General features: G+C 64.2%; 13 protein-coding genes and 1 pseudogene. 6 read left to right on the forward strand and 8 right to left on the reverse strand.

The genetic code is table 11. The features are described from left to right. Positions 1-85 precede the first annotated feature (85 nt). The 5 genes from E6B08_RS21120 to E6B08_RS21140 form a co-directional block, all read right to left on the reverse strand. Positions 86-1399 (reverse strand): MFS transporter, encoded by a 1314-nt coding sequence (locus tag E6B08_RS21120; RefSeq protein WP_136915794.1) that lies wholly within the window; start codon positions 1397-1399, stop codon positions 86-88. Positions 1400-1474: 75 nt separating this feature from the next. Beyond that, the gene (locus E6B08_RS21125; RefSeq protein WP_136915795.1) at positions 1475-1954 is read right to left on the reverse strand and encodes a histidine kinase; all 480 of its coding nucleotides are present in this window, start codon (positions 1952-1954) and stop codon (positions 1475-1477) included. A gap of 166 nt (positions 1955-2120) precedes the next feature. Next, complete coding sequence (locus tag E6B08_RS21130; protein WP_136915796.1) at positions 2121-2597, reverse strand: sigma-70 family RNA polymerase sigma factor; 477 nt, start codon at positions 2595-2597, stop codon at positions 2121-2123. Between the two features lie 141 nt (positions 2598-2738). Then, the gene (locus E6B08_RS21135) at positions 2739-4061 is read right to left on the reverse strand and encodes an ATP-binding protein (protein ID WP_136915797.1); all 1323 of its coding nucleotides are present in this window, start codon (positions 4059-4061) and stop codon (positions 2739-2741) included. Next, a complete protein-coding gene (locus tag E6B08_RS21140) occupies positions 4058-4741 on the reverse strand; it encodes a response regulator transcription factor (RefSeq protein WP_136915798.1) in 684 nt (227 codons plus the stop codon). The genes E6B08_RS21135 and E6B08_RS21140 overlap by 4 nt, the downstream gene beginning before the upstream one ends. A gap of 205 nt (positions 4742-4946) precedes the next feature. Here E6B08_RS21140 and dsbD point away from each other — a divergent pair, with 205 nt between their 5' ends. The 4 genes from dsbD (at position 4947) to E6B08_RS21160 (ending at position 8972) form a co-directional block, all read left to right on the forward strand. Continuing rightward, complete coding sequence (gene dsbD, locus E6B08_RS21145; RefSeq protein WP_136915799.1) at positions 4947-6668, forward strand: protein-disulfide reductase DsbD; 1722 nt, start codon at positions 4947-4949, stop codon at positions 6666-6668. Further along, the gene (locus tag E6B08_RS21150) at positions 6668-7504 is read left to right on the forward strand and encodes a TlpA disulfide reductase family protein (protein WP_136915800.1); all 837 of its coding nucleotides are present in this window, start codon (positions 6668-6670) and stop codon (positions 7502-7504) included. The genes dsbD and E6B08_RS21150 overlap by 1 nt, the downstream gene beginning before the upstream one ends. Before the next feature lies 1 nt (position 7505). Then, positions 7506-8264 (forward strand): thiol:disulfide interchange protein DsbG, encoded by a 759-nt coding sequence (dsbG, locus tag E6B08_RS21155; RefSeq protein WP_136915801.1) that lies wholly within the window; start codon positions 7506-7508, stop codon positions 8262-8264. A gap of 177 nt (positions 8265-8441) precedes the next feature. Next, positions 8442-8972, forward strand: coding sequence for an RNA polymerase factor sigma-70 (locus E6B08_RS21160; protein WP_136915802.1), 531 nt, complete (start codon positions 8442-8444; stop codon positions 8970-8972). 28 nt (positions 8973-9000) lie between these two features. Here E6B08_RS21160 and E6B08_RS21165 read toward each other — a convergent pair. Continuing rightward, positions 9001-9585 (reverse strand): annotated as a pseudogene (locus E6B08_RS21165) (GNAT family N-acetyltransferase); the annotation flags it as partial. A 96-nt stretch (positions 9586-9681) separates the two neighbouring features. Continuing rightward, the gene (locus E6B08_RS21170; RefSeq protein ID WP_136915803.1) at positions 9682-10482 is read right to left on the reverse strand and encodes a substrate-binding periplasmic protein; all 801 of its coding nucleotides are present in this window, start codon (positions 10480-10482) and stop codon (positions 9682-9684) included. 161 nt (positions 10483-10643) lie between these two features. Between E6B08_RS21170 and E6B08_RS21175 the strand changes: the two genes are divergently transcribed. Beyond that, positions 10644-11204 (forward strand): exonuclease domain-containing protein, encoded by a 561-nt coding sequence (locus E6B08_RS21175; protein WP_136915804.1) that lies wholly within the window; start codon positions 10644-10646, stop codon positions 11202-11204. Positions 11205-11277: 73 nt separating this feature from the next. After that, positions 11278-11562: a pyrimidine/purine nucleoside phosphorylase gene (locus E6B08_RS21180; protein WP_133331494.1), complete on the forward strand. Its 285-nt coding sequence runs from the start codon at positions 11278-11280 to the stop codon at positions 11560-11562. Between the two features lie 102 nt (positions 11563-11664). Here the strand turns inward: E6B08_RS21180 and E6B08_RS21185 are convergent, their stop codons facing one another. Next, positions 11665-12357 (reverse strand): alpha/beta family hydrolase, encoded by a 693-nt coding sequence (locus tag E6B08_RS21185; protein WP_136915805.1) that lies wholly within the window; start codon positions 12355-12357, stop codon positions 11665-11667. Positions 12358-12386: the final 29 nt, after the last annotated feature.

Below are 12386 nucleotides of genomic sequence, written 5' to 3' on the forward strand. Positions count from 1 at the left end.
CCACCCAACCCCAAGCCCCAACCCCAAGCCCCAGCCCCAGCCCCAGCCCCAGCCCCAGCCCCCAAGAATCCGTGAAGATCCTTTGTCACTTAGCCAGCACGACCTCACCAGCGAAGCCCAGCGTCTCACGGCGCCCAAAGTACAAAGCCGTCAACAACCCAACCGTGCCCATGATCAGGCAAAAACCAACACACACCCAAGGGCTCCAAGGCATCAACGCAATCAGCGCCAGCGGCGTGGTACTGGCCCACAACGCATAGGCAACGTTGTAGGTAAACGAGATCCCCGATACCCGAATCTGCGCCGGGAACAAACCAACCATGACCGACGGCACCACCCCCACCACACCGCAGGACAGACCGGCCAGTGCATAGGCTAGCCAAGTCGCGCCCCACTGTCCGACCAGGCTTGCGTAGAGCGCGCCGATGCCCAAAGGCAGCAGCAGGCTGTAGAGCATGAGCGCCCGCCAGGCCCCGATGCGGTCCACCAGCATGCCGGCCAGCACGCAGCCAAGGTTGAGGAACACGATGCCGACACTGCTAAGGGCAAAGGTGTGCCCAGCGCTCATGCCGAAGCGCTGCTGCATCAGCGTCGGAGTGATCACCACCAACACCACCACTGCCGAGGTCAACACGCAGGTCAACAGCGCGGCCGGGATCAGCGCCTGGCGGTGCTCGCCCAACACCTGGCGCAGCGGGAAGGCCACCGGCTGCTCCTGGCGCTCGCGCAGTGCCAGGAACACCGGCGTCTCACTCAACCAGCGGCGCAGCCATACACCGATCACACCGAACACGCCACCGAGCAAGAACGGATACCGCCAGGCGTAGTCGAGGATTTCCTGCGGCGTGAACAACTGGGCCAGCAAGGTAGCGATCAAGGCCCCCAGCAGGTAGCCGAAGGTCAACCCGGCCTGCAGGAAGCCCAGGGCATAACCACGCCGCCCTGCTGGGGCATGCTCGGCGACGAAGGTCCAGGCACTGGGTACTTCCCCACCGACTGCCGCGCCTTGCAGGATGCGCAGGGCCAGCAGGATGAGGGGCGCGGCGTAACCGATGTCGGCATAGGTCGGCATCACGCCGATCAGCAGACAGGGCAGCGCCATCATCAGGATGCTCAAGCTGAATACCCGCTTGCGCCCGAGGTGGTCGGCGAAGTGGGCCATGAGAATGCCGCCCAGTGGCCGTGCCAGATAGCCGGTGACGAAAATCCCGAAACTCTGCAGCAGGCGCAACCACTCGGGCATTTCCGGCGGAAAGAACAACTGGCTGAGGGTCAGGGCGAAGAATACGAAGATGATGAAATCGTAGATTTCCAGGGCGCCGCCCAGTGCCGCCAGACCCAGGGTCCGGTGGTCGCCGCGGCTGAACCGGGGCTGGCGAGCGGTATCGATGGCAGTCATGGCAGGGTCCGCAAGATCGGCAAAGGCCAAGAGGATAGCAAATGCCGAGGGGCCGGTGCCCGCTGTCGCCCTGCCCTAGCGGTTGAACACCGTATGGCCCATGCGTGCGCCCTGCCGTGGATAGTCCGCACGACCTGCAACGGCAGGCGGCACCTCCAGCGTACCGATCAGCATCGGCGCGTCGATGATCGCCATGAACGACTCCAATGCGTCGTTATCCGGTGCCTGCGGCAGACTCACGCTCACAGACTGACGCTGCCCCGGCGCAACGGCAGGGACCGTCACATGCTGTGGGTGATACAACAAGGCATGCTGGATTTGCGCATTGACCCGACAGAAGCGCGCCATGTCGACCCCGGCGTGGGTGCCCAGTTCGATACTCCCGAGCAACAGGTTGAACGGTTGCAGGGCGCACTGCACCAGACGCTGCAACTCCTCGAAACTTTCCACCGGCGCGATGCGGTAATAGCCCAGCCGGTTGAGCATCTTCTCCAGCTGCAGGCGCTGCCCCGGATGTTCTTCGGCAATGAGGATGCGCAAGGACTTGTTCGTCATGATCGGGCCTGGCAGTAAGGTGTGAGCGAAACTCCTTGACCTGAACTGCGCCCGTGCAGGCTACCGGCCGGCGGTGCCCGGCGGGGTCATCATTGATAGTTGTCGGGAAACAGGTAGAACGCAAGTTGCAGGCAGACTAATTTTCGATTCGCGTTTACAACCCGCTTTACGAGTCCCACTGGCGCATGCGCAGGCGGCAATGCTTCATGGCATTGACGATGTGCTTCTCCACCAGGCTGCGGGAAATGCCCAGCCGATCGGCGATCTGCTGGTGCGACAGGCCATCGAGCTTGCGCAGCACAAAGCAGTCGCGACAAGGCCCGCTCAGTTCATCCAGGGCTTTGCGCATCAACGCCAGGCGCTGATCTTGCTGCATCTTAAGAGTCGGCGCCGGGCTATGCCACTGCTCATCATGATCGAGCACGTCCAGGGATTCGGCATGGCGCACCTGATGCCTGCGATGGCGGTCAATCACCAGGTTGAGCGCGGTGCGATACAAGAAGGCGCGTGGGTGTTCGATCTGCTGCGTCGCGGTACGTTCCAGCACCCGCAGGTAGGCATCGTGAGCAACGTCCTCGGCCGCCTGGCGGTTACCCAGGCGCGAGGAAAGAAAGCTCACCAATTCGCGATAGTAATGTTCCACGATTGCACCTGGCGTCGCCCTGCCCGACGTCGAATGCAGGGGTGCGGGACTAAGTGATATCAGCGTGCAATCTTACAAACTATGAATATTGCCAGCAACCGCCCCCCAGCACGTCCCATACGCCCCGAGCCACGCCGGGGCTCAGTTGGCCGACCGCGCCGGCACCTGCAGCAGCACCCGCAAGCCATCGCCCTGGCTGTCGAACCGCAGACTGCCGGCACAGCGCTGGACGATGGCCTGGACGATCGCCAAGCCCAACCCGCAGCCACCACTCTGGCCATTGCGCCAGAATCGCTCGGTCAGATGTTGCAGATCGGCTTCGGCAATCCCCGGCCCATGATCGCGGACCATGAACCCTACCTGCCCATCGGCCATCTGCACATCGAGCTCCACCGCGCTGTCGCCGCCATGGCGCAGGGCGTTGTCCAGCAGGTTGCGCAGCGCCGCCACCGCCAGCGGCGCCGGCATGCCCAGGTAGATACGTGCAGCCTGCTCGGGTAGGTGCAGGACGATACGCCGGTTGTCGCCACCGCCGGCATCTTCCACCGCCTGCAGGGCCACCTGCTCGGCGCTGCATTGCACGCCGTCCTCGAACGACAGGCTGCCCTCCACCCGGGCCAGCATAAGCAGTTGCTCCAAAGTCCGGTGCATCCGGTCGGCGCCCTGTTCTGCATGCTCCAGGGCCTGCTCGCGCAGGTGCCCGTCGGTCATGCGGGCGACTTGCAGGTGGGTCTTGATCGCGGTCAACGGGCTGCGCAGTTCGTGGGCGGCATCGTCGGTCAGGCGGCGCTCGCGCTCGATGGTCTGGGCGATGCGCAGGAAAAGCTGGTTCTGGGTGTCGAGCAGCGGTTGCAACTCACTGGGCAGGCCGGCCACCTGCAGCGGCTCGACGCTGTCGGCGCGCCGCCTTCGCAGGGCGTCGCGCATTCGGTTGAGCGGTTCCAGCCCCTTGCCCAGGCCGATCCAGACCAGGCCAAGGCTGCCAAGCAGGGCCATCAGCACCGGTGCCGAGGCTGCCAGCAGGATCGACTGGTTCAGCGCCTCGCGCTCCTGGTGGCGATCGGCAGTGGTGATGCGCACATCGCCATGGTTGTAGGTGAAGGTGCGCCATGATGCACCATCGATGGTCTGGTCGCGAAAACCGCTGCGCTCGTCATCCATGGCGCCGTCATGCTTGTGGTTGCTGGCGAGGATCTCGCCGCGCAGCGAGCTGACCTGACAGGCCATGCCATCCGGCACGCTGAATTGATCGGCAGAAAAGTGCGCGTCCTCGCCCTTTGCCGCCAGGGGTTGCGGCAGTTGGTCGATGAGCCCGGCAACCATGCGCGCCGAAGCCACCAGGCGTTGGTCGAGGGAGAACATCATCTGCTGACGCAGGTCGCGCAACATCCAGGCCGCAGCGAGCACCCAGATGATCACGAAGGCACTGCCGAGGATCAGGCTCAGGCGTACGCGCAGGCTCATGGCGCCACCTGCCCCGGTGCCTGGGCAGGGCCAAGGCGATAACCCAGGCCGCGCACGGTCTCGACGATGCCGTTGCCGAGCTTGCGTCGCAGGTGGTGGATATGCACGTTGAGGGCGTTGCTCTCGACTTCGTCGCCAAAGCCGTACACGCAATCCTTGAGCTGCTCGCTGGAAAGCACCCGGCCTGGATTCTGCAACAGGGCCTGGAGCAGGGCCTGTTCGCGTCGCGACAAATCGACGGGCTGGCCGGCCAAGGTTGCCTCGCAGCTACTGGGGTCGTATAGCAACGGGCCATGCTCGATCACGTTCACCGCGCGCCCGGCCACCCGACGCAACAGGGTATGCAGGCGCGCGGCCAATTCGCGCAGGTCGAAAGGCTTGAGCAGGTAGTCGTCGGCACCGGCCTGCAGGCCATCGACCCGGTCGGTGACCGCATCGCGGGCGGTCAGCACCAGCACGGGCAGGGTCTCGCCCTGCTGGCGCAGGCGGCGCAGCAGCTTCAGGCCATCTTCGTCGGGTAAACCCAGGTCGAGGATCATCACGTCGAACTGCGCAGCCTGGAGCATGGCCCGCGCACTGGCGGCATTGGCGACCCGGTCCACGGTCAGACCCTGGGCGGTGAGGCCGGCGCAGATGCCGCTGGCGATCAGGTCGTCGTCCTCGCAGAGCAGAACGTGCATGGTGAAAAGCTCCCAGGGTGATGTTAAGGGCATTGCACTATGAGCGGATTAAGGGGGGATTATGGACCTTTGCCAAGGTTGGCGGGATAGGCAACGTCGGATGGTTCGGACGGCTTTCCACGTCACAGCTGTAAGACCGGGTTAACCTTGGGTTAATCAGCCCCGGCCAGGATGGCCTGACTTCCAGCATTGCCAAGGCGAAGACATGCGCGTCCTCCTGCTCTTTCTGACATTCCTCCTGGCCGGCCCGCTGCAGGCCAACCCATTCGATGTCAAACCCGACTTCCTGCCGGTCAACGAGGCCTTCGTGCTCAGCCACGACCGCCAGGCGGACGGCCAGGTGCGCCTGTACTTCCAGATCAAGCAAGGCTACTACCTGTACCAAAAGCGTCTGAAGTTCGACGGCCTGCCCACAGAGCAACACCCGCAATTGCCTGCCGGGCAAAACCACCACGACGAATTCTTCGGCGACAGCACCGTGTATCGCGACCAGCTCGAACTGCTGGTTCCCGCCAGCGCCAAGGGCGAACTGCGCCTGGGTTGGCAAGGCTGCGCCGATGCCGGTCTGTGCTACCCGCCGCAGACCACCGTGATCGATCTGGGCGGTGGTGCCGCCACGGTCGTTGCGCCAGCCAGCGAGCAAGCCAGCGACCAGGCCCTGGCCAGCGACCTGCAGCGTGCCTCCCTGGCCTGGAGCCTGGTGGCCTTCTTCGGCCTCGGCCTGTTGCTGGCGTTCACCCCCTGCTCGTTGCCGATGTTGCCGATCCTCGCCGGGCTGGTGCTCGGCAACGGCGCCAGCGCCCGGCGCGGCTGGCTGCTGGCCGGGGTCTACGTGCTGAGCATGGCGCTGGTCTATGCCGGGCTGGGGGTGGTCGCCGCGTTGCTGGGTGCCAGCCTGCAGGCCTGGCTGCAGCAACCCTGGCTGCTGGGCAGCCTCGCCGGATTGTTCGTGATGCTCGCCCTGCCGATGTTCGGCGCCTTCGAACTGCAGTTGCCGGCTGCCGTGCGCGACCGGCTGGACCGCGCCGGGCAAGGTACCCGTGGTGGCAACCTGTATGGCGCGGCGCTGCTCGGGGCGCTGTCCGGGCTACTGCTAGGACCGTGCATGACCGCGCCACTCGCCGGTGCGCTGCTCTATATCGCACAGAGCGGCGATGTACTGCAGGGCGCGCTGGTGCTGTTCAGCCTGGGCCTGGGCATGGGCCTGCCGCTGTTGTTGCTGGTGACCCTGGGCAACCGTTACCTGCCCCGCCCAGGCGCCTGGATGAACAGGGTCAAGGGCGTATTCGGCTTCGTGTTCCTGGCCATGGCGCTGTACACCGTGCGCAGCCTGATCAGCGCGCCGCTGCTGCTGGCCTTGAGTGGCGCCTGGCTGATCGCGCTGGGCTGGGCCGCCTGGCCAGCCCTTCAGCGCCTGCCTGCGCTTCGTGCAGTGCCGCTGCTCGGCGCCCTGTGGGGCGGCCTGCTGCTGGTCGGTGCCGCCGCCGGAGGCGACGACCTCTGGCAGCCACTGCGCCCGTTTGCCGGTACGGCACCGGCGGCGCTCGCGCACAAGGAGGACAGCTTCGTCACCGTCAGCCACCCGCAGGAGCTGCAACGCCAGCTGGATGATGCCAAGGCCCAAGGCCAGTGGGTGATGCTCGACTACTATGCCGATTGGTGCGTGGCCTGCAAGGCGATGGAAAAGAACGTGTTCGCGCAACCCGAAGTACAGGCCAGCCTCGCCGGGGTGCGCCTGCTGCGCCTGGACGTGACCGCCGACGTCCCGGCCAGCCGCGAGCTGCTGCAACGCTACCAGGTCCCCGGGCCGCCAAGCATCCTGTGGATCGGGCCGCAAGGCGAGGAGCGCCGGGCACGGCGCATCACCGGGGAGGTGGATGCACGGACCTTCCTCGACCATTGGAACCAGACCCGGAGCCAAGGCTGATGCTGACGGTAACCCTCGGTCCATTGACCATGGCCCTCAACCACTTGCTGCTGCTCACCGCCCTCGCCATCGCCTGCGTGGTCGGCTGGTGGGTCGCCCGGCGCGGCGGCAAGAGCCCCGAATCTGCGCTGTTCAACCTGTTCCTGATCGGCCTGGTCAGCGCTCGCCTGGGCTTCGTCGTGGCGTACTGGCCGATGTACCAGGACGAGCCGCTGCAAATCATCGATATCCGCGATGGCGGCTTCCTGCTCTGGCCAGGCCTTGCCGGCCTGGTGCTGGGAGCCCTGTGGCAGGGCTGGCGACAACCCGGCCTGCGCCGCTCGCTGGCCTGGGCACTGTTCAGTGGGGCGTTGTTCTGGGGGCTGGCCAGCCTGGGTAGCCACCTGTATGGCAAGGGCACCGAACTGCCCGACCTGAGCCTGCGCAATGCCGCCGGCCAGCCAGTGGCACTCCAGGGCTACCGCGGCCAGCCGCTGGTCATCAACATCTGGGCCACCTGGTGCCCACCGTGCCGGCGCGAGATGCCCGTGTTGCAAAGGGCCCAGGCCGACTATCCGCATGTGCGCTTCGTGTTCGTCAACCAGGGCGAAACCCCGGAGAACGTCAGCACTTTTCTCGCCACCACGGGCCTGAGCCTGACCCATGTACTGTTCGACGGCAGCGGTCAACTGGCCCAGCGCGTCGGCTCGATGGCGTTGCCCACTACTTTGTTCTACGACGCCACCGGGCGGCTGGTCGGCAGCCACCTGGGCGAACTCTCCCGGGGCAGCCTGCGCCACGCCCTGGAACCTTTCGACCGGGCCGCAGCGCCCGCCCCTGCCGTACAAGGAAAATGACATGCGATTGACTGCACTGCTCCCCCTGACCCTGGCCGTGCTGGCCGCGCCGCACTTGCAGGCAGAAGAACTGCCCAAGGCGATCCAGCAACTGCAAGCCAAGGGCGCCGTGATCAAGGGCAGCTTCGACGCCCCCGATGGCTTGCGCGGCTATGCCGCCGAGTACCGCAACAACGGTATCGCCTTCTACCTCACGCCCGACGGCAAGCACGTATTGGTGGGCAGCCTGTTCGACGAGCAAGGCCGCGATCTGAGCGCCGAGCCGCTGCAGAAATGGGTGTACGCCCCGATGAGCAAAGCCATCTGGGCGAAGATGGAAAAAGCTGCCTGGATCGCCGACGGCAAGGCCGACGCACCGCGTGTGGTGTACCTGTTCAGCGATCCGAACTGCCCCTATTGCAACATGTTCTGGCAGCAGGCGCGGCCCTGGGTAGAGTCAGGCAAGGTCCAATTGCGGCACATCATGGTCGGCATCATCCGCGAGGACAGCCCAGGCAAATCGGCGGCGCTACTGGCGGCGAACGACCCGGCCAAAGCGCTGGCGCAACATGAAAAGGCCGGCAAGGCGAGCACGCTCAAGGCGTTGACCACGGTGCCGGCTGCGGTGCAGGCGAAGCTTGAAGGCAATATGGCGTTGCTCGAGGAATTAGGGCTGCAGGCAACCCCGGCGATCTTCTATCAGGATGAAAATGGCGATCTGCAGACCCAGCAGGGTGCGCCGCAGCCAGAGATGCTGGGTAAAATCCTCGGCAAGCGCTGATGACGCAAGCCAGCACCGCCAGCAGCAGACGTCGACCAGCCCTTAGAACGGAAACCAATAGAAACTAATTATCTTTCGTATTTGACAATCGTTATCATATTGCCTAGTTTGTCGCACGTCGTAGGAAGCTTCCCCGCCCAGGGCGCTTCCTTTACTACCAGAGACTAGGTGACTTCCATGGCGGAACAATTATCCACAAGTAAGTGCGATTCACCATTGCTCCAGGCGTTCGTCGACAACCGCAACATTCTCGTCAAGATCGCGGCACGCATCACCGGCTGCCGCTCTCGGGCCGAGGACGTGGTGCAGGATGCGTTCTTCCGACTGAGCGCAGCACCACAGATCACCTCATCGTTCAAAGCCCAGCTCAGCTACCTGTTCCAGATCGTGCGCAACCTGGCGATCGATCACTATCGCAAACAGGCGATGGAACTGAAGTATTCCGGTAGCGAAGAGGAAGGCCTGAACGTGGTCCTGCAGAACGCTTCGCCGGAAGCGACCCATATCAACCTGGCAGCCCTCGAAGGCATCGCCGAGGCCTTGAACGACCTGCCCCAACGCACACGTTACGCCTTCGAGATGTATCGCCTGCACGGTGTACCGCAGAAGGACATCGCCAAGGAACTGGGCGTGTCGCCGACGCTGGTCAACTTCATGATTCGCGATGCCCTGGTGCATTGCCGCAAGACCGCCAACCGGCAGGGCTGAGGCCGCAGCGCCCTGCCTGCCCTTGCCATTAGGCAAGCTTGCAATGATCGAAGTACCGCTGCCGCCCCAGGATCATCAGCGCCGCACGCTTGTGCGGGAAGTCGAATTCCTTCTCGCAATGAAAGCACTGGTCGTGCATGTAGCCGATCATCTTGCCGTTGCTGACACAGGGCTCGGCGACCACCCGTTGGGTCCGAGGATCGTCGAGGAACAGGTAGTGCACCAGGGCCGAGAGCCAGCTGGCTACCTTGTGCGGGCCGCGGTGCGACTCCTCGCCTACCAGCATGTGAACGCCACGATCGTAGTCGTCAGCCTTGTAGTACGACGCGATGCCGTGCTCCTTGGCCCAGTACGCCTCGAAGTAGGCGAACGGCTCATCGTCGAAGCAGCCAATCAAGGTCAGGGTGTGGGGATCGGCCTCGAGCTTGGCCAGGTATTGGCGATGCTGCTCCAACGAGCCTCCTTCCTGCCAGAACGCTTCCACCCGCGGGTTGTTTTGCCAACGACTGAAGCGATTGAGGTCGTGGGCGATCTCCAGGGTCCGCAACGAAACCCAGCTACCGAGGCGGGCATCGAAACGCCGGTACACCTCACCTACCGGCTTGGGTGGGCGCCCGAGGGGCTGTGAAGCGGTTTCAAACGGCATGGTCATGGCTCCCAGGTAAGAAGAAGAGGAACTCACCTGGAAACGTGACCGCTGCGAGGGAATTTAGTCGTTCGGAGCCTGCACCATGATCCGATATGGCTGGAAGATCCGCGCCAGTTCGCCCGATTCACGCAGGTGACGCAGCAGCTCGGCGAAGGCCTTGTCGCTGATCGGCGCGCCGGGGCGCAGCAGTGCGTAATGGTGGTAGACCTGGTCGATACGCTCGGAGGCCAGCAGTTGGTCAAGGCTGCCCGGGTTGCGCACCAGGAAGTCGCTCAGGTACGAGCGGGTGACCAAGGCGATGTCGGCCCGACCGGCCTGGACCATCAGCAGATTGCTGTCGTGGGAATAGGTCAGGGTGGCGTCGAATGCCTGGCGCAGATAGGCCGGGTCCGGATTGAAGTTGGCGAAGGCGTAGTGGTAGCCATTGAAAAGCGCCAAACGTTTGCCGTGCAGGTTGTCGAAATAATGCTGGTCATGCCCATCGGCTTTCTTGGCCACGAACACTTCCGCATCTTCCAGCCCCATGTCCACGGCCTGGTGTGGAATCCGCTGCCAGCCCCATTGCGGGTTCTCGAAAATCGCCATGTCGGTGCGACCTTGCCGGAAATCGCCGAAGCGTCGCTGGATGGAGGTCGGCACGAGAATGAAACGGTAGCCGGCCTGCAGCGCGTTAAGCGCCTCGACCAACTGTGGCAGCAGGCCGCTGTCGGCACCCTGCTCGGGGCGCACGGTATACGGCGGGAAATGCGCGGCGCCGATCTTGACTTCGACTGCCTCGGCGGCCCAGGCCGGCGCGGCCAGCCATGCTGCGGCCAGCATCAACAGGGTGGACAGGGCCTTGAGGCCGGGCGCTGGAGTCAAGACGGACACTCATCACGGTTCATACCTGGATGCGACTAAGCTAGGCGTTTTCCCTGGCTGGCACAACTACTGGTTATGCCAAAATGAAGGCAATCTGCCACAGGGGTGCCGTGGCGCTGCGTTTTGGCTACGCTCTAACAGGATCTGCAAGGGAGCCTGGTATGGGCCATTGGTTGGTGATCGATCTGGAAGCCACCACCGACGAAGGTGGCTGGCCTGTCACAGAGATGGAAATCATTGAAATCGGCGCCAGCCTGGTGACCCGCGAAGGCCGTGAAGTCGAGCACTTCCAGCGTTTCGTGCGGCCGCGCCGGCGGCCACAACTGACCCCTTTCTGCCGCGAGCTGACCCATATCAGCCAAGCCGACGTCGATGGTGCCGACGACTTCGCCGCGGTCTCGGCATGCTTCGAGCGTTGGCTCGGGCACCACCAGGGCCAGTTGCACGCCTGGGTCAGTTGGGGTGACTACGACCGCCAGCAACTGCTGCAGGAATGGCAGCGGCACAAGGTCGACAGCCGGCTGCGCGGCGTACCGCACATCAACCTCAAGCAACGCTTCGCCAAGGCCCGCCACCTGCAGCGACCGGCCGGGCTCAATGGCGCCTTGCAGCTGGCTGGCATGCAGTTTTGCGGGCAGCAACACCGCGCCCTGGAGGATGCACGCAACACCGCGCGACTGCTGCCGTTGTGCCTGCCCGCGCTCGAGGTCGGCGACACCTGAAAGCAGATGACGGCTCCCATGGCCTTGGGCATACTGGCCAGCCTTTTTTCATCCCTCTGTTCAGGAGTCGCCCATGTTCCAGGTCAACGAGTACTTCAACGGCACCGTCAAGTCGATCGCATTCGCGGGCGAAGAAGGCCCGGCCACCGTCGGTGTGATGGCCCCGGGTGAATATGAGTTCGGCACCGCCAAACGCGAAATCATGCACGTGGTTTCCGGCGCCCTGACCGTGAAGCTGCCAGGCAGCGACAACTGGGAAACCTTCAAGGCCGGCAGCCAGTTCAACGTACCGGCCGACAGCAAGTTCCAGCTGAAAGTGGCCGTGGACACTGCCTACCTGTGCGAGTACCGCGACTAAGCGCTAGCCTGCCCGGCCTCTTCGCGGGACAAGCCCGCTCCCACAGGTCCAGCACCGCCCTTGGGCTGGTGGGAGCGGGCTGGTCCCGCGAAAGAGCCGACATCAGACTGCCAGGAAACTCGCCACCCTCTCAGCCGCCGCCTGCAGGTGCTGCTCATGGCTGAACCCCGAAGCCTTCAGCGGCTTCAGATCATGGTCCGCCGCCGCCAGCCAGCTCACCTCGATCGCAGGTGACAGCGCATACCCTTCGACCGCCTCGCGATTACCCAACGCATCACGCTCCCCTTGCACGATCAATGTCGGCGTGCGCAATGCTGCCAGGTGTTCGACCCGTGGTTTTTCCGGTTTGCCCACTGCATAGAACGGATAACCCAGGCACACCAGAGCATCGACGCCAAGCTCGTCGGCGAGCAGGCTGGCCATGCGCCCGCCCATCGACTTGCCGCCGATCGCCAGGCGCCCTGCGACCAGGGGTCGCACCTGCCGGTACACCTCGCGCCAGTGCTCGAGCAGCACCTTCTGCGGATTGGGCGGCCGCTTGCCGCCGCCGACACGCCGCTCGGCCATGTACGGGAACTCGAAGCGAACAACCGCAACGCCTTGGTGCGCCAGCCTTTGCGCCATGTCCTCCATGAACCCGCTGTCCATCGGCGCCCCCGCACCATGGGCCAGGATCAAGCACCCCGCAACACTGCTATCCCTCTGATTTAGCGGCGGATCGCAGCGCAAGCCTGGGACATTTCCGACCTGCGCCCATTGATCCCCGTCAATACCGGCACTTTGCCCATTAATCATGCTTGCCTCGCTGTAACGCCTGCCAAAAA

It is taken from the genome of Pseudomonas putida (assembly GCF_005080685.1).
Lineage (GTDB): Bacteria > Pseudomonadota > Gammaproteobacteria > Pseudomonadales > Pseudomonadaceae > Aquipseudomonas > Aquipseudomonas putida_V.